This is a genomic window from Blastococcus carthaginiensis (assembly GCF_030731085.1).
In the GTDB taxonomy this organism is placed as follows: domain Bacteria; phylum Actinomycetota; class Actinomycetes; order Mycobacteriales; family Geodermatophilaceae; genus Blastococcus; species Blastococcus carthaginiensis.
On the sequence record NZ_JASNFN010000024.1, the window covers coordinates 82032 to 100118 of the forward strand.

Genomic DNA, 18087 nt, shown 5'->3' on the forward strand with positions numbered 1-18087 from the left:
CGGCGGTCGGACCGTCGACCGGGGAGCCGCCAGTGCCGCCGACCGCCTTCCGAGCTCCCCGCCGCCGGGGCCGCCGGCTGGCGGCCGTGCTGCTCGCCTCGGTCGCGCTCACCGCGTGCGCCGGCCCCGCGGCCCCGGCCGCCGCACCGACGACGACGACGCCGGCCCCGCCGCCTCCACCGCCTCCTCCGCCCCCGCCGGTGCTGTGGCCGCTGACCGGTGTGGACAGCGCAGGCGCCTACGCGGAGCGGCCCGCCCTCGCGGTGAAGATCGAGAACTCGGTCGACGCCCGCCCGCAGACCGGCCTGAACGCGGCCGACATGGTGTGGGAGCAGGTCGTCGAGGGCGGCATCCCCCGCTACGTCGCCGTCTACCACTCCACGGTGCCGGCGGAGATCGGGCCGGTGCGCTCGGTGCGGCCGATGGACCCGGCGATCGCCGCGCCGCTGCGCGGGGTGTTCGCGTTCTCCGGAGGGCAGCGTCCCTACGTCGACGCCATCGCCGCCGCGGGCCTGCAGGTGGTCAGCCGGGACAGCGGTGCCGGGGGATTCCACCGGCTGGCCGGCCGGTCGGCGCCGCACGACGTCTACGCCGATCCGCACGCGCTGCTGGCGCAGGCCGATCCCGCCCACCTCGCCGCGCCGCCCGGCCAGTTCCTGCTGGCGGCCGACGGTGCGCAGGCCGGCGCCGTCCTCGCCGGGGCGCCCACCGGCGTGGTGGACCTGAAGCTCTCGGGCATCAGCCGGCCGAGCTGGACCTGGAGCCCGCCCGACGGCCGCTGGGTGCGAACCGAGGCCGGGACCCCCGCGGTCGAGGCCGACGGCACGCCGCTGCGCGCCACCAACGTCGTGGTGCTGCGGGTCGAGGTGGTGAACACCTCCGCCACCGACCCGGCGGGCAACCCGGTGCCGGAGACGGTGATGGTCGGCGGGGGAGAGGCGCTGGTGGCGACCGGTGGGAAGACGCTCGCCGCCACCTGGGCCAAGGGCTCACCGGCGGACCCGGTGGCCCTGACCGGCCCCGACGGCAACCCGGTGCTCCTCGCCCCCGGGACGACGTGGGTGGAGCTGGTCCCGGTGCGGACCGGCGCGGTCACCCTGCGCTGAGCCCGTGTCCGCCGGCGGCGGCGCCGGGGATGGTGACCGCCTGCGGGTAGTAGCGCCCTGCCCACCCGGGCGGGGCAGAGGGCTGCTGGGGTCGGGGCAGGGGGCTGCTGCCCGGCGAGGTCCCCACCCCGATCGGGGTCTCCCGCGGAAGCTCTGCCTCTGAGTGCACGGTGCACTCAGAGGCAGACCATGCCGGGGTGGTGCGCTGCCCACCGCCGGGTCGGGACCTGGCGGACGCCGGGGTCACACCGTCTCGGATACCCGCAGGCGGGCCAGGACCAGGTCGAACTCGGCCATGCCGGTGATCTCCGTGCCGAGCTCCCGGGTGATCTGCTCGCGCATGCCGCGCACCGTCTCGGCCGAGGCCTCCATGTCGTGCCGGCCGGCGTAGGTGGCGGCGAGCGCGCCGAGCTCGGTCCGCCGGTCGACCAGGAGGCTCACGCTGCAGAAGCCCGGCAGCTCGTCCAGGCGCGGCAGCACCCCCCGTCCGCACCGCATCGACCGAGCGGTCGGTGTCCGCTGGGTCGCCGCGGGTCCAGGTGACACGGGTGCACGCACCCTCCGGGGCCTCGCCGCGGACCCGGCTGTGAACCGGCTCCGGCGCCCCGACCCTGCGAGCCGGTCAGCCCGTGAGCAGGCCGTCGGAGGACGAGGTGAGCCGGCCGGCGTCCAGCGCGGCGGCCAGCGCCTTCTCCAGCACCGGGGTCACCGACGCGGCCCGCCGCTTGTAGCCGAACACCGTGGCGGTCGCGGTCAGCAGCTCCTCGCGGCGCATCCCGGCCGCGGCCCGGCAGAGCGCCGCCATCGCGTTGGCGACCTCCTCCGGCGCCACGTGCTCGATCGGCCGGTCGGTGCTCGACACCTGCCGGCGGAACCCGGTCCAGGTGGCCCGGTCCACCCCCTCGGGCCACAGGTGGTCGCCGTCGACGGCCGAGGGCGGCAGCAGCGAGAGCAGCACCTGCTTGCGTGCCTCGGTGGCCCGGTTGAGGCCGAACGCGCCCACGGTGAGCTTGGCCAGCCGGTCGACGTGGATCGGTCCCTCGGCCTTGATGCCGGCGACCAGCACCCGCCGCACCGCCCGCGCGGCCTTGGACACCGGCAGCTCGTCGAGCACCGACTTCTCACCGGCGGTCTTCGGGATCCACGGCACGAACGGCGTCTCGCCCTCCAGGGCGGGGGCGGCCGCGGGCTTCGCGGCCGCGGCCGGCTTCGGCGCCGGCCGGGCGGTCACTGCGGGCACCGCCATCGAGGTCACCGAGGAGCGCAGCGCCGCCACGCCCTTGAACGACTCGACGGCGGCCGTGGGCAGCGGCACCGGCGCCACGGCCGGGCGGCTCGGCACCGGGGCCGCATCGAGCGCGGCCACCAGCCGGTCGACGACGGACGCCGGGTCGGCCAGCCACGCGGGCAGCCACACCCGCTGCACGACCGGCCAGCGCAGCATGTCGCCGAGCACCTCCGGCGGCAGGCCGTCCCGGTCACCGACCGTGCCGCGGCGCGCCCAGGCCGGCCCGTCCAGCAGCACGGCCATGACCGGCGTCGCGGGGTCGGCGGGCCGGCTCACCGAGAGGTCGACGCGGAACTCCGAGAGCCCGACGTCGGTGCGCACCACCAGCCCGCGCTCGCGCAGCGCGGCCGCGATCTGCTCCCGGTGCCGGTCGACGACGGCGGCCGACCGCGGCGAGCGCGGCAGCACGTCGGTGCCCTGCTCGGCCATGTCGAGGTAGGCCCGCAGGTGCTTGATGCCCACCGAGGAGGTCTCCTCGGCCCGCAGCTGCGCGGGGTCGAAGGAGGAGAAGACGACGACCTGGCGCCGGGCCCGGGTGATCGCGACGTTCAACCGCCGCTCGCCGCCCTGCCGGTTCAGCGGGCCGAAGTTGAGCGGCAGCGTGCCGTCGGCCGTGGGGGAGAAGCCGGTGGAGAAGAAGATGACGTCGCGCTCGTCTCCCTGCACGTTCTCCAGGTTCTTGACGAACAGTCCCTCGCCGTCGGTGCGGTCCAGCGCGGCGGCCAGCCGGTCGTCGTCGGCGTCGCGCAGCAGCGCCTCGATGTAGGACCGCTGCTGGGCGTTGAAGGTGACCACGCCGATCGAGGGGACGGCGTCGATGCCGTCCCACTGCGGCACCGCGTCGAACCGGCGGCGGATCTCGGCGACGATCGCCTTCGCCTCGACCGGGTTGGTGCGCAGCAACCGGCCCGCCCCGGAGCGGTGGAACGTGCCGGGAACGCGCACCAGCGAGACGCCGCGCCCGTCGGCCTCGGCCGAGGCCCGCCCGTGCGTGGGCGCCGGGAAGGAGGAGAGCCGGCTGTCGTAGTACTGGGTGTTGGAGAAGGCGATGAGCGACTCGTCCTGGCTCCGGTAGTGCCAGGAGAGCCAGTGCCGCGGCACCCGCGCCTGCACGCACTCGCCGAGGATCGACTCCTCGTCCTCGACCGCGGTCTCCACGACCTCCACCGGGTCGTCGCTCGCGGTGGTCGTCGGCTCGAGGAACGACGTCGGCGGCATCTGCTTGGAGTCGCCGACGACGACGGCGGCCTTCGCCCGGCCCAGCGCGCCGATGGCGTCGGCTACCCGGATCTGCGAGGCCTCGTCGAAGACCACCAGGTCGAACAGGCCGGCCTTCGCGGGGAAGAAGCGGGCCACCGAGTCCGGCGACACCAGCACGCACGGCATGGCGGCGGTGACCAACTCGCCGTACTGCGCGAGCAGCTGGCGCACGCCCAGCCCGCGGCGCTGCTTGGCCAGCTCCCGCTGCAGCGCGCCGACCTGGCCGGTGCCCATCGCGGCGTCGAAGGGCCGGGCGGCGAGCACCGACGCCGGCAGCGCCTCGGTCAGGTGCGCGCGCACCGCCCGCGAGGCCTCGGTGAAGCGGACGATCGCCGCCTCGTGGGCGTCGACGTCGAAGAGGTCCAGGCCGCTGGCGTCCAGCCGCTCGGCGACCGACGCCGCCGCCAGGCCGCGGTCCAGCGCGCGCACCGCGTCGTCGGCGGCGACCGCGCCGGTGATCAGCATGGTGCGGGCGTCGAAGAGCCCGGCGTAGCGCAGCGGCTCCAGGGTGTCGAGGAAGGAGACCCAGCGGCGCAGCGACATCAGCACCGAGTTCTCGACGCCGCGCTCGGGGCGGGTCATCGACCAGCGGAGCACCAGGCCGTCGTCACCGGCCCAGGCGGCGAGCTGGTCCGAGGAGCTGCGGCAGACGGCCAGCAGCGAGACGACGGCGTCGCGCAGCCGGGCGACGGCGGCGGCGGGTGCCGGCGCGGCGGGCGTGCCGGCGACGATGACCTTGCGCAGCGCCACGTGGAAGGCCGAGGAGCCGTCGACGGCGGCGCCGGCCCGGCGCAGCCACTCCACCTCGCGCTCCAGCAGCCCCGGGTCGGTGAACGGATTCCACGCCCCGGGGACGGACAGCCCGGGGACCGAGTCGACCCGGCCGGCGATCGCCTGGACCGCCGTCTGCACCCGCCACAGGTTCTCCACCAGCAGCGGGACGTCCTTGGGGCGCACCTTCGCCCCGGGACGCAGGCAGCCGGCGATCTCCTCGCGGACGGCGATCAGCCGCTTGCGCCGCCCCCACCAGCCCGACGCCGCCGCCGTCTGCGCGCGCACGTAGACCTCGGCCAGCGGCAGCCCGAGCACCTCCGGTTCGGCGACGTCGAGACCGGGGTGCCGGAAGGCCGTGAACGCGGCCACCTCGCCGAGCACCGCGCCGGTCGCGGTCGTCCAGCGGCCGCTGAAGGTCTCGTCGAGCACGTCGAGGCCCACCGGGGGGCCCGAGAGCAGGTGGACCAGCGCGTCGAGGTCCTCGGGCGTGCGGGCGTGGCGCAGCACGCCGCCGAGCTCGGGGAAGCCCGCGGCCTCCCGGACGGCCGCGTCCACCTCCGCCGCCGCCTCGCGGGCCGCCGGCAGGTCGATCTCCGGGGAGTCGACGAACGCCCACGGGTGCCGCGGCGAGGGCCGGGTGAGGTCGGCGATGTCGGGCAGCAGCGCCAGCGCCCGGCGGACCGCGGTGAGCACCTCGGCCGGTGCGTTCGCGACGAACGGCTCGGGCACCGGGAGGGCCGGGACGTCGGTGCCGGCGGTCAGCTCAGCGGTGCGCGCCGTGTACAGCGAGAGACCGGCGGCGTTCTCGGCGTGCAGCCGGTCGGCGTAGCGGGCCAGCTGGCGGCGGGCCGAGCGCAGCCGCTCGCCGTCGGCGGCCAGCCCCTGCTCGTCGACGGCGACGGCGTGCTCCAACGCCAGCCGGATCTGCGCCCGCACCATCGAGGCGCGGGACCCCTTGTCGTGCAGGTCGAGGGCGAACATGCCCATGCCCACGGCGTCCAGCCGGCGGGCCACGACGTCGAGCGCGGCGCGCTTCTCGGCGACGAAGAGGACCCGCTTGCCGTCGGCGACCGCGCGGGTCAGCAGGTTGGTGATCGTCTGCGACTTGCCTGTGCCGGGCGGGCCCTCCAGCACGAACGTCCGGCCGGCGGAGGCCTCGGCGACGGCGCGCAGCTGGGAGGCGTCGGCGGGCACGGGCAGCCGGGCGGCCAGGTCGTCGAGGTCGACGTGGGCGCCGGAGTCGCGGGCCGGGTCGAGGAAGGGCTCGGTCGGCTCGTGCACGAGGTGGTGCACCAGCGGGTTGCCGGCGAAGTCGCCCCAGTGCTCGTCCAGGTCCTTCCACAGCCGGTACTTGGCGAACTGCAGGATCGCGAGGTCCGCGGTCGCCTCCACCCGGTAGGGCAGGCCGTGGCCGACCAGCCCCACCCGGACCGCCTCCAGCGCGCGCTCCAGGTCGGGGGTGCTCTCGGCGGTGTCGCTGAGGGCGGGCACCACGAGGCCGTGCACCTGGCGCAGCTTCTCCAGCAGGCAGTAGTTCGGCGTGCTCGCGCCGGACTCGTCGAGCGACAACCGGTAGGAGCCGGTGCGCCCCACCGGGGCCAGCACGACGGGCACCAGCAGCAGCGGCGAGCGCAGCGGCCGGCCGTCCAGCTCCCACACCAGCGAGCCCAGCGCCAGGTACAGGTTGTTGGCGCCGGTCTCCTCCTGCACCGTCTTCGCGCGGTAGGCGAGGTTGCGCAGCCGCGGCAGGTACCCGCCCTCGGTGACGTCGGCGTGCACCTCGCGGCGCTCGACGAGCAGTTCGGTCAGCTGCTCGGCGGGCAGCTCCCCGGCACCGGTGAGCCCGCGCTCGTTCTGGACGGCGGCCAGCCGGTCGCCGGGGAGGAGGGTGATCGGGGTGCCGTCGTGGAGGAAGTTGTCCAGGATCGGCAGCGCGGTCGCGGGCAGCGTCAGCGGCAGCCCGGCGCGCTCGGTGTAGTTGATCAGCCGGTTGCGCAGGCTCAGGTCGAGCAGCGCGTTCTTCCACTGCTGCACCCGGGGCGGGGCCTCGGGGCGCTGCGGCGTCGCGCTCGCGATCGGGGCGGGGAGCGCGGGGGCTCCGTGCTCGGCCGGGCGGTACTCGACGACCTGCAGCAGGCCCTCCGGCGTCCGGGCGCGCGCCGGCAGCGGCAGGATGCCGTCGCGCCGGGCGCGGTGGACGTCGGTCACGCCGAGGACGCGGTCGAGCTCGCCGGCCAGCCAGCGCTCGTGGGCCGGGGCGTGCAGGTCGGCGACGGGCTCGCCCCCGCCGGTGAGGAGCGTGGTCTCGACCAGGCCGATCAGGCCGAGGTCGACCAGGTTGGCCAGCGGTGCGGCGTCGGTCGTGGCGGCAGACTCGGAGCTGCGCTCCTCCCGCCAGTAGCCGAGGAAGGCGTGCGCCCCGCCGGCACGGCTGCCGCCGGCACCCTCGGCCAACCACAGCAGCGGCCGGATGCCGGCCTGCTCCAGCGCGGCGGCGAGGAGGACGACGGCGTCCAAGGGCGTGGCGACGCGCCAGGTGAGGACGTCGCCGGGGGAGCGCACCTGCTGACCGAGATCGGCCCAGCTCAGCGGCGGCTCGGAGTGGCGCACCCCGCGACGGCGCAGGACCTCGGCCAGCGCCGCGACGACCTCGTCGACCCGCTCGGCGGTGGCCGCGTAGCCGGCCAGGGCGCCGCTGCCGGTCCGCTCCTCGAGCAGCCCGGCGGCCTCGGCGACCAGCCCGGTGACCGCCGGGTGGTTGGGCATGACGTGGGCGGCGAGCATCTCGAGCGCCAGGGGGAGCGGGCTGGCCAGCCACTGGTTGGCGGCGAGCACCTGCACCGGCGCGGTCGCCTCGCCGACCAGCACGTCGTCGTGCCACACCTCGACGTCGACCACGCCGGGGCGCTGCTCCTCGACGTGCAGCATCGCCGCCGGGTCCATGACCAGCCCGATGCCGGTGAGCACGGTGGTGCGGCCGCCGTCGACGTCGGCGAGCAGCTCCACCGCCTGCGCGATGGGGCCCTCGGCGTCGCGCACCGTCAACCGCACGGTGGCCCCGCGCAGCGTGTGCCCGGAGGTGAGCGCCAGGCGCGACACGACCGGGATGCGGTTGTGGGCCAGCGCGTAGCTGAGCACCGGGGTGGAGGTCAGCTCGATGGAGACCACCGTCGGCGGCGCGACGACATCACCGAGCTGGATGTCGGCGGGGCTCTCCATGTCACCTGTCTACCGGGTCGGACGGACTGGTCCGCCCATGGTCCCCGACGGGAGGGGTGGATGTGACGGGAGAGGCCGAACGTTGCCGGGGATCACAGATCCGGACTCGGCCGACCGTTCCGGTCCTCGCCGGTCCTGCCGATGACGCGCGGCCGGCCGCCGGTACGGCAACACGTGGGCGGTCCTGTGGGACATCACCACTCGGGTCGAGGCCCTGACGCACGGGTCTCCCTCACGACGTGGGTGTGGTGGGTCGCGCGAGCCCGTCACCGGCCGACGACGTGCGCTCACGCCCGCTTCTGGCCCCTCGGGAAGTGGGCGTCATCGCACATCATCGGATGCTCGATCGTGCCGGGCAGCCCGTCTCACCCGTCTCACGAGGGGGCGCACAGGTCAGAGGGCTGGTTCGAGCGTCGACCCGGTGCGGAAGTCCCCCATCAATGCCCACGTGTTGCCGCACAGGGCCGGCCGGGGGGGCTCCCCGGGACGCTCGCGCTCTGCCCACCCCGGCGGGGCAGAGAGTGACTGTCCCCGGACCTGGTGGCGCAGCCTCCCGGGTGGGGTCGGGGACGCTCTGCCTCTGGTCCGCAGGGGAACCAGCGGCAGAGCGCCGCCGGACTTCCCCATGCAGCGAGTTCGCGCTCTGCCCACCCGGGCGGGCAGAGCACGACGTGCCCCAGGGACCCTGCCCGGACACCGCGCCCTGCCCTGCCCGGCCCGGTCTTGCCTGTTCCTGTTCCTGTCCCGCCTGCCCGGAGCCTTGTGCCCTGCCCACCCACGTGGGCAAGGCGCAAGCGTCCGGGAGGTGTGACCGGGACGCCGGGAACCCCGGCTTGCCGTGGGACGGTCCGGCGGGAGAGGTTGCCCGTCATGGACGCCATGCGACGGCACGACTCCGGGCTGCTGGTCGAGGAGCGCGGGCACGTCCGCGTGCTCACCCTCGACCGGCCCGAGCGGCGCAACGCCCTCTCCACCGAGGTGCAGGCCGACCTCGTGGAGGAGCTCCTCCGGGTGGTCGAGGACGGCGTGCGCGCGGTCGTCCTCACCGGCACGGGGCCGGCCTTCTGCGCCGGTCTCGACCTCAAGGAGATCCGCGCCGCCGACGAGCGGGGCGAGCGGTTCCGGCCGCCGATGAGCCGGCCCGTGCGGTCGCTGTTCGAGGTCGTCACCGAGACGCCGGTGCCGGTGCTCGCCGCCCTCAACGGCCCGGCAGTGGCGGGCGGCTTCGAGCTGGCGCTCGCCTGCGACCTGCGGATCGCCTCGCCGGCGGTGCGCTTCGCCCTGCCGGAGGCCGTGATCGGCATGGGGGCCAACTTCGGCTCGGTGGTGCTGCCCAAGCGGATCCCGGTCGGGATCGCGCTGGAGATGCTCTTCACCGGCGACCCGATCGACGCTACCGAGGCGCAGCGCTGGGGTCTGGTGAACCGGCTGGTCGAGCCCGACCGGGTGCTGCCCACCGCGCTGGAGCTCGCCGACCGGATCGCCGCCAACGCCCCGATCTCGGTCCGCCGGATGAAGGAGACCGCGGTCAAGGCCCTGGAGCTGCCGCTCTGGCAGGGGTTGCGCCTCGACGTCGGGCCCAACCCCTACCTCAGCGACGACCGCAGGGAGGGCATCGCCGCCCGGCTGGAGAAGCGGGCCCCGCGCTGGACGGGCCGCTGACCGGGCGCCGGGCGGATGCGGGTGGTCAGCCCCCGCCCGGCGCGGCCGGTCAGCGGAACCGCTGCTCGAGCTCCACGGCGATGGATGCGCTGAACAGCGGGTTCCGCCCCCAGGTGGTCCGGCAGGCGTGCGCCGACCGGACCGCCGGGCTGCACGAAGCGAACCTGGCCGACCTCGACGCGAAGTACGCCGACGTGATCGAGCTGGCTCTGGTTCTGGCGCGGCTGGACGACCGGGATGCGGTACCGGGCCGTTCATGACTTTCGGGTAACGGCTCGTCCCACCCGTCAGATCGGGCTGACGCCGGGGGGTGCCGGCTGCGAGGGTCCGCCCGTCCGTGCCGGTACCGACCCCGAGGAGACGTCATGAACTGCGCGCACTGCGGAGCCGTGCACCAGCGAGGCCGCTTCTGCGTCGGCTGCGGCAGGACGATGCCGCCGTCGTCCCTGCCGCCCCGCCCGGTCCGCCTCGCTCCGCGTCCGCCCTACGAGGTCACCGACGACATGACCCAGCCGGTGCTGCGCTTCGACGTCCAGCAGCGGCGCGCGCCGGCCGGGGAGCGGCTGCAGGCCCGCGTCGGCTGACCGGTCCGTCCGCGCGGGCGCCGCTCCTCCCGGGGGGCGGCGCCCGCGCGCATTCCCGGGCGCCGTTCACCCGTCCGGGTGACGAGGCTCACTGCTAGCAATCCGCTTGCAGTTGTTAGCACGCCGGGGATCCGGGGCACACACAGAACCGTCAGGTCATCCCCGAACCCTGGAGCTGTGTCCCGCCATGACCGACAACAACGCCAAGATGATCAACCAGCTGCGCGCCCTCGTCCTGCTCACGCAGACCGAGGAGCAGATCGCACGCACCCGCATCGGCCAGGCCCGCACCGACGCCGTGCGCCGCGAGCTCACCCAGAACGCCGACAACGCCGCGGCCCGCTCGCTGGAGATCACCGAGCAGCTGCGCGCCCTCGGTGGCGTCCCCGACGTCGTGACGCCGGTCGTCGGCCGCCTCTCCGCCGTCCTCAAGGCCACGTTCGAGCAGACCACCTCGGTCGAGGAGGCCCTGCTGCAGGACCTCCAGCTGGAGCACCAGCTGCTCGACCGCGCCACCTACCTCAAGGTGCTCGCCGAGACCGCCGGTGAGACGAAGACCCAGCGCCTCGCCGAGAAGCTGGTCGAGGCCCACGCCGCGACCGTCGAGTGGCTGACCGTCGTCCTCGCCGAGGAGGCCCTGGGCGGCCCGGCCGCGCTGGTGCCCACCCCGGTGCAGAAGGTGGCCGGCGGCGTCGCCCGCGCGGTCAACGCCCCGGTGCGCTTCTGGGCGAACACGGTGAACAACGCCGTCGACACGGTCCGCCACGCCGGCGAGGAGACCTCCGACCGGTTCTCCGCCGTGGGCGACCGCGCCTCCGCGCTCTCCGGCGCGGTGCGCGAGACCCTCACCGCCGGCCGCGCCGCCTCGCTGCGCCGCGCGGAGCGGATCGCCGAGCACGAGGGCAACGACGACGCCGCCGAGGCGGCCCGCGCGGCCCGCGAGGAGCTGGGCGACGTCACCTCCGACGAGCTGCCGATCAAGGGCTACGACTCGATGTCGGTGCAGGACGCCGTGAAGGCGATCAAGCAGCTGAAGACGCCGCACGACATCAACGTGATCATCCGCTACGAGGAGACCCACAAGAACCGGTCCAACGTGGCCAGCGCCGCGCAGACCCAGCTGGCCGCCCTGGCCAAGGAGGCCGTGGGCGTCACCAAGTGAGGCACGGCCCCGTCCGCCTCGGACGGGGCCGGGTACGCGGAGGGCCCGCATCCCCACGGGGGGTGCGGGCCCTCCGCGTGCGCCAGATCGCGTGCCGCCGGAGTTTGGCACGCCAGCGAGGAAGGGGCAGCCTGCAACCCTGTGCATCACACCCGAGGCCCTCGAGGCGGAGTTCTCGCTGACGACGGCCGCGACGCGGCTGGACTTCCTCAGCCGCCGCGACAACGGCGACACCGCGCTGAACATCGTCCGCGACGACGCCGACGCCGACGACTGGTCGGCGTCCATGCGCGACACCGGGACCCAGCTGGACGTCGACGAGGCGCTGGAGCTCCTCGCCCTGGGCGAGGTCGTCTCGCGCCGCGCTCACGACAGCCAGCTGGTCGGGATCCGTGCCGCGCTGCGCGGCGGGGCGGAGTGGGCGCAGATCGCCGCCGCGCTCGGCGTCTCCCCGCAGCAGGCGTGGGACTCCTTCACCGAGTCGATCGAGCGACAGCTCGAGTCCGAGGCCGCCGAGCGCGCCCGCGAGCTCGCCGGCACCCGCCCGGGCCGCTGAGCCGGAGCGGCTGCCGGCGCACCGGGGTCAGCGCACCTCGACGCCCCGCCAGAAGGCCACCCGGTCGGTGATCTCCCGCGCGGCGTCCTCGGGCTCCGGGTAGTACCAGGCGGCGTCCGGGTTCTGCTGCCCGTCGACCTCCAGGGTGAAGTAGGAGGCGGTGCCCTTCCAGGAGCAGACGGTGTGCTTCTCCGAGGGGCGCAGCACGTCGTCCCGGACCGAGTCGCGGGGGAAGTAGGCGTTGCCCTCGACGGTGACGATGTCGTCGGACTCGGCGATGACGACGCCGTTCCAGGTAGCGGTGGTCATGCCCCGATGGTCCTCCGCCCGCGACCGCGGGGCCGGTCGCGCTCGAGGGGCGTGACGCGCGGCGGCGTGGGCATGGAGGAGGGCGTGGCCGTCCGGTCACCCCGCCGATTCCCGGACCGCAGGAGGAACCCGATGGCGCAGCCCCACCAGCACGGTGACCGCGACCGGAGCGAGGGGGAGGGCACCCCGAAGGGCAGGCGGCTCGGTCGCGTGCTGATCCCGCTGGGCATCCTGCTGGTGATCCTGGGGATCTTCACCTACATCCTGGTCGTCACCTTGGGCGCCACCGGCGACGACGAAGATGTCCTCGACAACGAGGGCGCGGCGACCGCCGTCGTCCTCGAGGTGCCGGTCCCCGCCCTCCGCTGAAACCCCGCCGGCTCAGCGCTCGAGCAGGGCGAACGTCGCCACGGCGTGCACCAGGGCCTTCCCCTCCTGCTCCACCTCGGCCTCGCACGCCGTGAGGTGCTCCCCGCGGGTGCGGGCGCACGCCCCGGAGCCCGGGACGGCTGGGGCGGGTGGGGTGCGCGGCACGCCTCGTGACCCCTCCGAGGCATGGGGTCGTCCCACGTGACCACCGGTGCCGCGCCATGAGCAAGGATCCCCGGGTACGCACCACGTCCAGTGATCTCAGGAGCACCCATGAGCCACCCCGGGAACGGCCCGGACCAGAACCCGTCCGGCCGGCAGCCGGGCCAGCCCGGCCCGTTCGGCCAGCCGGGTGAGCCGGGCCAGCCGGGTCAGTACGGTCAGCCGGGTCCGTACGGCCAGCCCGCGCAGCCGGGTCAGCCGTACCAGCCCTTCGACCAGGCCGGTCAGCCCGGTCAGCCGGGCCAGCCGGGTCAGCCCGCCGGCGGTTGGGTGCCGCCGCAGGGCGGCGCGACGCCATGGGGCCAGCCGGAGCAGAAGGGCAGCCCGGCCAAGAAGGTCCTGCTCGCCGTGGGCGGCGTCCTGGTCGCCCTCGTCGCCGTCGGCCTGCTGTTCAGCATGCTCGGCGGCGGCGAGCCCGAGGTCGGCGACTGCGTGGCGAACCTCGACGGCGAGGAGGTCGAGACCGTCGAGTGCGAGGCCGCCGAGGCGGAGGCCCGCATCGTCGGGATCGACGAGCAGGAGCTGAACTACGCGGACTTCCTGGAGCAGGAAGTCTGTCTGGACTTCGCGTCCGCCGTCGGCGCCATCTGGGTGGGTGCCGACGAGACCGAGCCCGGCACGGTCTACTGCGCCGAGCCGGTCTGATCCCTCCGCTGCGCCGAGTGCCCCGCCGGTCCGCCGGCGGGGCACTCGCCGTTCCCGAGCCCGGAGGTCAGGCCTCCTGCGCGGCGGGGTCCTCGTCCGTGCGCCGCTCCAGGAAGAAGGCGCCGAGCGCACCGGCGAGCGTGGCGAACACCGCCACCGAGTAGGTGGCCAGGGCGATGTCGAGCACGCGGGCCAGCCCGCCGTCGGCCGTGAGCGGCTGCCCGACGATCGTGGCCAGGGCGGCGTCGTAGAGCGCGGTGCCGTAGGAGTCGTAGGCGCCGAGCACGTACAGCAGCTGGCTGGTCGCCAGCACCACCACGACCGTCACCGCGCCGAGCCAGCCGATGCGGCCGCCGAGCAGGCGCCCGGCCGACCGCGAACCGCGGACCGCCGCCGACACGACGCCCCCGACGCGCGCCGCGCGCAGCAGGGTCAGGGCGCGGGCGAACCGCAGGAACGGCACCGCCAGGAAGACGACCTGCCACCAGTTGCGCACCCAGAACCGGCGCTGATCGCGGGCGGTGACCGCCCGGTGCACGAACTCCGCCACGAACACCGCCCACAGCACCCAGCCGACGACGCCCAGCGTGGTGGTCAGCCAGGGTTGCCGGGCCAGCGACTGGCCGAGGACGACGAGCACGAACACCAGCCCGAGCGCGCCCATCGGCTTGTCCAGCCGCCGGGCCAGCCCCGTCTGCTCCGGGGTGTCGTCGAGCTCGGGGACGTGCTGCCCGGTGGAGCTGTCCGGGCGATCGGGGTGCGGGCGCTGCATCGACGTCCCCTACCCCGCGCGGGCGGCGGTGCGTCCCCGGATCACGGCAGCCGCCGCAGCAGCACGCGGGCGACCGCGGCCGCCTCCGGCGACGGGACCCCGGCGGCCGCCGCGCGCAGCCAGGCGGCGAGGGGGCCGGCGAGCGCGGGGGAGAGCGCACCGATCCAGGCCGCGCTCCGGGCGCGCGCCTCGGCGACGTGCTCGGTGCGGCCGCCGGGGCCGTGGGCGACCACCTCGGGACGGCTGGCCAGCAGCCCACCGAGGCGCCACTCGCCGGGCGTCGTGGCGGTGGCGAGCGCCTCCAGCCGGTCCGCGGCCTCGTGCAGCAGCGCGGCGTCGTCCGCCGGGTCCCGGGTGCTCTGGGCCGTCACGCCGTCCATTGCACCGCACGGCGCGGCGGAGGTGGGGGGCTCGTCGACGTGGGTGCGGGCATGCTTAGGTGTGCCTCGCCTATCTCCAGGAGGATCCACGTGACCAGGCTCGGGCGCACGACCGCCGTCATCTCCACCCTCACCCTCGCGGCCTCGTTGGCCGCCTGCAGTTCCGACGCGGACACGCTCACCGTCTACAGCGCCCAGCACGAGAGCCTGGTCCGCACGATGCTCGAGGACTTCACCGAGGAGACGGGCATCGAGCTCGAGTTCCGCGACGCCAACGACTCCGAGCTGGCCAACCAGATCATCGAGGAGGGGGACGCCTCGCCGGCCGACGTCTTCCTCACCGAGAACAGCCCGGCGATCGACGTCGTCGACCGGGCGGGGCTGCTCGCGCCGCTGGAGGAGGAGACGCTGTCCCAGGTCGGTGAGCAGTACCGGCCGTCCTCGGGCAACTGGGTCGGTTTCGCCGCCCGCTCGACCGCGCTGATCCACAACCCGTCGGAGATCTCCGAGGAGGAGCTCCCCGCCTCGATGCTCGACCTCGCCGACCCCGCGTGGCAGGGCCGGGTCGGCATCGCCGCCGGCGGGGCGGACTTCCAGGCGATCGTCAGCGCCGTCCTGGCGCTGGAGGGCGAGGAGGCCACCCGGGAGTGGCTCGCCGGGCTGGAGCGCAACGCCGAGATCTACGCGAGCAACACCGCGATCATGAAGGCCGTCGACGAGGGCGAGGTCCCGGTCGGCATCACGTACCACTACTACTGGTTCCGCGACCAGGCCCAGAACGGTCTCATCGGCGACGACGCCGCGCTGCACTACTTCCGCAACCAGGACCCGGGCGCCTTCCTCAGCGTCTCGGGCGCCGGGGTGCTCGCCTCCTCGGACCAGCCCGAGCAGGCCCAGCAGCTGGTCGCGTACCTCACCAGCCGCGCCGCCCAGGAGCGGCTGGCCGACAGCAGCGCCCTCGAGTACGCCGTCGGCACCGGCGTCGCCTCCGCCGACGCGCTGCCGCCGCTGGCGGAGCTGCAGGCGCCCCCGGTCGACCCGGGGTCGCTGGACGCGCCGAAGGTCACCGAGCTGATGCAGGAAGTGGGCCTGCTCTGACCCCTCCCGCGCTCCGCACCCCGGGCCCCGGAGCGCCGGCCCCGCCGGCGGTCCGGGGCTCCGGCGCGTCCGCGAGCAGGGGACGGCGACCGCTGCGGCGGTCACCGGTCACCCTCGCGCTGGCCGCCTGCGTCGCCGCCCTGGCCCTGCTGCCGCTGCTCCACATCGCCGCGTACACCGTGGACGTCGGCTGGGCGGGGGTCCGCGAGCTGGTGTTCCGGCCGCGGGTCGCCGAACTGCTCTGGAACACCACCCGCCTGGCCCTGGGCACGGTCGCGGTCTGCGCGGTCCTGGGCGTCGGCGCGGCGTGGCTGGTGGCGCGCTCGTCGGTGCCCGGACGGCGCCTGTGGCACGTGCTGCTGGTCGCGCCGCTGGCCGTGCCGGCGTTCGTGAACAGCTTCGCCTGGATCTCCCTCCTGCCCGGGCTGGACACCTATGCGGGGGCGCTGCTGGTCGTCTCGCTGTCGTACTTCCCGTTCGTCTACCTGCCGGTGGTGGCCGCGTTCCGCGGCCTGGACCCGGCGCTGGAGGAGACGGCCCGCGGGCTGGGGCTCTCCGGCTGGGCGGTCTTCCGGCGGGTGCAGCTGCCGCAGCTCCGCGTGGCGCTGCTGGGCGGCGCCCTGCTCGTGGCGCTCCACGTGCTGGCCGAGTTCGGGGCGCTGCAGATGCTGCGCTACCCGACCTTCACCACCGCCATCTACGACCAGTACCGGGCCACCTTCAACGGCCCGGCCGCCACCGCGCTGGCCGGGGTCCTGATCCTGCTGTGCCTGGTCCTGCTGCTGGCCGAGGTCCGGTTGCGGGGGCACCGCGGATACGCCGGCAGCGGCCGCGGCGCGGCCCGTCCGGTCCGGCCGGTGGAGTTGGGCGCGCTGACCGGGCCCGCGCTGCTGGCGCTGGCCGGGCTGGTCGGCCTGGCGCTGCTGGTCCCGCTGGGTGCGCTGGCCTACTGGCTGGCCGGCGGCGCCTCGGCCGGCCTCTCCTGGGGCGACCTCGCGGCGACGACCGGGACGACGCTGGCCCTGGCCGCCGCCGCGGCCGCGGTCACCACGGCCATGGCCCTGCCCACCGGGTGGCTGGCCGTCCGCGCCCGGGGGCGCACGGCGACGCTCCTGGAACGGGCGACGTACGTGGGCAGCTCGCTGCCCGGCATCGTCGTCGCGCTGGCCCTGGTCACGCTGAGCATCCGGGCGACGCCGTGGCTCTACCAGACCGTGCCGGTGCTGCTGGCTGCCTACGCGATCCTGTTCCTGCCCCGGGCGATCGTCCCCGTCCGTGCCGCGGTCGAGCAGTCCCCACCCCTCTACGACGACGTCGCCGCCTCCCTCGGGTCCTCCGGCGCCGACCGGTTGCGCCGCATCACCCTGCCGCTGCTCGCGCCCGGCCTGGGCGCCGGCGCGGCCCTGGTCTTCCTCGCGGTGGTCACCGAGCTCACCGCCACCCTGCTGCTCGCCCCCACCGGGACGGCCACCCTCGCCACCGCGTTCTGGTCGGCGAGCAGCGCGCTCTCCTACGGTGCGGCCGCGCCGTACGCGGCCGTCATGGTGCTGCTCTCCGCGCCCGCCACCGTGCTGCTGTCCCGCCACACCCGACGAGGTCCGACCCCATGAGCTCTCTCACCGTGACCGGGCTGACCAAGGCCTTCGGCGCCACACCGGTGCTCACCGGCGTGGACCTCCACGTGCCGGCCGGCGGGTTCACCGCCCTGCTCGGCCCCTCGGGTTGCGGCAAGACGACGCTGCTGCGGCTCGTCGCCGGCTTCGACGACCCCGACCGCGGCACCGTCGGCCTCGGTGACCGCGTCGTGGCCGGTGCCGGGCGGGGCGTGCCCGCCCGGCAGCGGGGGATCGGGTTCGTGCCGCAGGAGGGCGGGTTGTTCCCGCACCTCAGCGTCGCCGGCAACGTCACCTTCGGCCTGCCGCGCCGCCGGCGCGGCGATCGGGGACGGGTGGCCGAGCTGCTGGCCCTGGTCGGGCTGGACGCCGACCTGGCCGACCGGGCGCCGCACCAGCTCTCCGGCGGCCAGCAGCAGCGGGTCGCCCTCGCCCGGGCGCTGGCCCCCGAGCCGGCGCTCGTGCTGCTCGACGAGCCGTTCTCCTCCCTTGACGCCGCGCTGCGGGAGGAGACCCGGCGAGCCGTCCTGGCCGCGCTCACCGCCGCCGGGGCGACCGCCGTGCTGGTCACCCACGACCAGGCCGAGGCGCTGTCGATGGCCGACCAGGTCGCCGTCCTGCGCGACGGCCGGCTGGTGCAGCTCACCGATCCGCGCACCCTCTACCGGCGCCCGGCCGACCTCGACGTGGCCGCGTTCGTCGGGGAGTCGGTGGTCCTCGACGCGGAGATCCGGGACGGCAGCGCGCTCTGCGTCCTGGGTGCGCTGCCGGTCGCCGGGGCGGTGGCCGACGGGCCGGCCCGGGTCCTGCTGCGGCCGGAGCAGCTGCGGCTGGGGCCGCCGCTCGGCACGGGCGCCCGGGCGCGGGTGCGGGAGGTCGACTTCTACGGCCACGACTCCCGCGTGTGGCTGACCCTGTCCGACGGCGGGACGGTGACCGCCCGGCTGGAGGGGGCGGAGCTGCCGGCGGTCGGGCAGGAGGTCACGATCGAGGTGGCCGGCACGGCCCTGACCTTCCCCGCCGCCGGGCGTGTCGGGCGCGCAGTCCTGGCCGATCCGGCTTTGTGAG

The 18087-nt window shown here is 75.4% G+C and carries 17 protein-coding genes; 11 read left to right on the forward strand and 6 right to left on the reverse strand.

Annotated features, from left to right (window positions below):
* Positions 1–32: 32 nt before the first annotated feature.
* On the forward strand, positions 33–1106 hold the full coding sequence (locus tag QOZ88_RS17620; RefSeq protein ID WP_306001020.1) for a DUF3048 domain-containing protein: 1074 nt from the start codon (positions 33–35) through the stop codon (positions 1104–1106).
* Between the two features lie 243 nt (positions 1107–1349).
* Here the strand turns inward: QOZ88_RS17620 and QOZ88_RS17625 are convergent, their stop codons facing one another.
* Together QOZ88_RS17625 and QOZ88_RS17630 are read right to left on the reverse strand one after the other, a co-directional pair.
* Entirely contained in the window at positions 1350–1586 is a 237-nt protein-coding gene (locus QOZ88_RS17625; RefSeq protein WP_306001021.1) for a hypothetical protein, read from the reverse strand.
* 142 nt (positions 1587–1728) lie between these two features.
* On the reverse strand, positions 1729–7647 hold the full coding sequence (locus tag QOZ88_RS17630) for a DUF4011 domain-containing protein (RefSeq protein ID WP_306001022.1): 5919 nt from the start codon (positions 7645–7647) through the stop codon (positions 1729–1731).
* An 870-nt stretch (positions 7648–8517) separates the two neighbouring features.
* Here QOZ88_RS17630 and QOZ88_RS17635 point away from each other — a divergent pair.
* From QOZ88_RS17635 to QOZ88_RS17655, 5 genes are all read left to right on the forward strand, one after another.
* Entirely contained in the window at positions 8518–9309 is a 792-nt protein-coding gene (locus QOZ88_RS17635; protein ID WP_306001023.1) for an enoyl-CoA hydratase/isomerase family protein, read from the forward strand.
* The gene (locus QOZ88_RS17640; protein WP_306001058.1) at positions 9306–9569 is read left to right on the forward strand and encodes an isochorismatase family protein; all 264 of its coding nucleotides are present in this window, start codon (positions 9306–9308) and stop codon (positions 9567–9569) included. Before QOZ88_RS17635 ends, QOZ88_RS17640 begins: the two co-directional genes overlap by 4 nt.
* 105 nt (positions 9570–9674) lie before the next feature.
* Positions 9675–9893, forward strand: a complete 219-nt coding sequence (locus QOZ88_RS17645) for a hypothetical protein (RefSeq protein WP_091931910.1) — start codon at positions 9675–9677, stop codon at positions 9891–9893.
* 187 nt (positions 9894–10080) lie between these two features.
* Positions 10081–11055: a ferritin-like domain-containing protein gene (locus QOZ88_RS17650; protein ID WP_306001024.1), complete on the forward strand. Its 975-nt coding sequence runs from the start codon at positions 10081–10083 to the stop codon at positions 11053–11055.
* 91 nt (positions 11056–11146) lie between these two features.
* A complete protein-coding gene (locus tag QOZ88_RS17655) occupies positions 11147–11611 on the forward strand; it encodes a hypothetical protein (RefSeq protein ID WP_306001025.1) in 465 nt (154 codons plus the stop codon).
* A 27-nt stretch (positions 11612–11638) separates the two neighbouring features.
* On the opposite strand, the gene QOZ88_RS17660 is transcribed toward QOZ88_RS17655, so the two are convergent.
* Positions 11639–11920, reverse strand: a complete 282-nt coding sequence (locus tag QOZ88_RS17660) for a DUF427 domain-containing protein (protein WP_306001026.1) — start codon at positions 11918–11920, stop codon at positions 11639–11641.
* Between the two features lie 132 nt (positions 11921–12052).
* On the opposite strand from QOZ88_RS17660, the gene QOZ88_RS17665 reads away from it, so the two are divergent.
* Entirely contained in the window at positions 12053–12289 is a 237-nt protein-coding gene (locus QOZ88_RS17665; protein ID WP_306001027.1) for a hypothetical protein, read from the forward strand.
* Between the two features lie 12 nt (positions 12290–12301).
* On the opposite strand, the gene QOZ88_RS17670 is transcribed toward QOZ88_RS17665, so the two are convergent.
* Positions 12302–12454: a hypothetical protein gene (locus tag QOZ88_RS17670; RefSeq protein ID WP_306001028.1), complete on the reverse strand. Its 153-nt coding sequence runs from the start codon at positions 12452–12454 to the stop codon at positions 12302–12304.
* A 108-nt stretch (positions 12455–12562) separates the two neighbouring features.
* Here QOZ88_RS17670 and QOZ88_RS17675 point away from each other — a divergent pair, with 108 nt between their 5' ends.
* Positions 12563–13156, forward strand: a complete 594-nt coding sequence (locus QOZ88_RS17675) for a hypothetical protein (RefSeq protein ID WP_306001029.1) — start codon at positions 12563–12565, stop codon at positions 13154–13156.
* A gap of 67 nt (positions 13157–13223) precedes the next feature.
* On the opposite strand, the gene QOZ88_RS17680 is transcribed toward QOZ88_RS17675, so the two are convergent.
* Both QOZ88_RS17680 and QOZ88_RS17685 read right to left on the reverse strand, forming a co-directional pair.
* Positions 13224–13928 carry a hypothetical protein gene (locus QOZ88_RS17680; RefSeq protein ID WP_306001030.1) on the reverse strand — a complete coding sequence of 235 codons (705 nt, stop codon included), beginning with the start codon at positions 13926–13928 and terminating at the stop codon, positions 13224–13226.
* 41 nt (positions 13929–13969) lie between these two features.
* Positions 13970–14299 carry a hypothetical protein gene (locus tag QOZ88_RS17685; protein WP_306001031.1) on the reverse strand — a complete coding sequence of 110 codons (330 nt, stop codon included), beginning with the start codon at positions 14297–14299 and terminating at the stop codon, positions 13970–13972.
* Positions 14300–14398: 99 nt separating this feature from the next.
* Here QOZ88_RS17685 and QOZ88_RS17690 point away from each other — a divergent pair, with 99 nt between their 5' ends.
* From QOZ88_RS17690 to QOZ88_RS17700, 3 genes are all read left to right on the forward strand, one after another.
* On the forward strand, positions 14399–15406 hold the full coding sequence (locus QOZ88_RS17690; RefSeq protein WP_306001032.1) for an iron ABC transporter substrate-binding protein: 1008 nt from the start codon (positions 14399–14401) through the stop codon (positions 15404–15406).
* Between the two features lie 179 nt (positions 15407–15585).
* Positions 15586–17016 carry an ABC transporter permease gene (locus tag QOZ88_RS17695; RefSeq protein WP_306001033.1) on the forward strand — a complete coding sequence of 477 codons (1431 nt, stop codon included), beginning with the start codon at positions 15586–15588 and terminating at the stop codon, positions 17014–17016.
* Positions 17013–18086 (forward strand): ABC transporter ATP-binding protein, encoded by a 1074-nt coding sequence (locus QOZ88_RS17700; protein ID WP_306001034.1) that lies wholly within the window; start codon positions 17013–17015, stop codon positions 18084–18086. The genes QOZ88_RS17695 and QOZ88_RS17700 overlap by 4 nt, the downstream gene beginning before the upstream one ends.
* Position 18087: the final 1 nt, after the last annotated feature.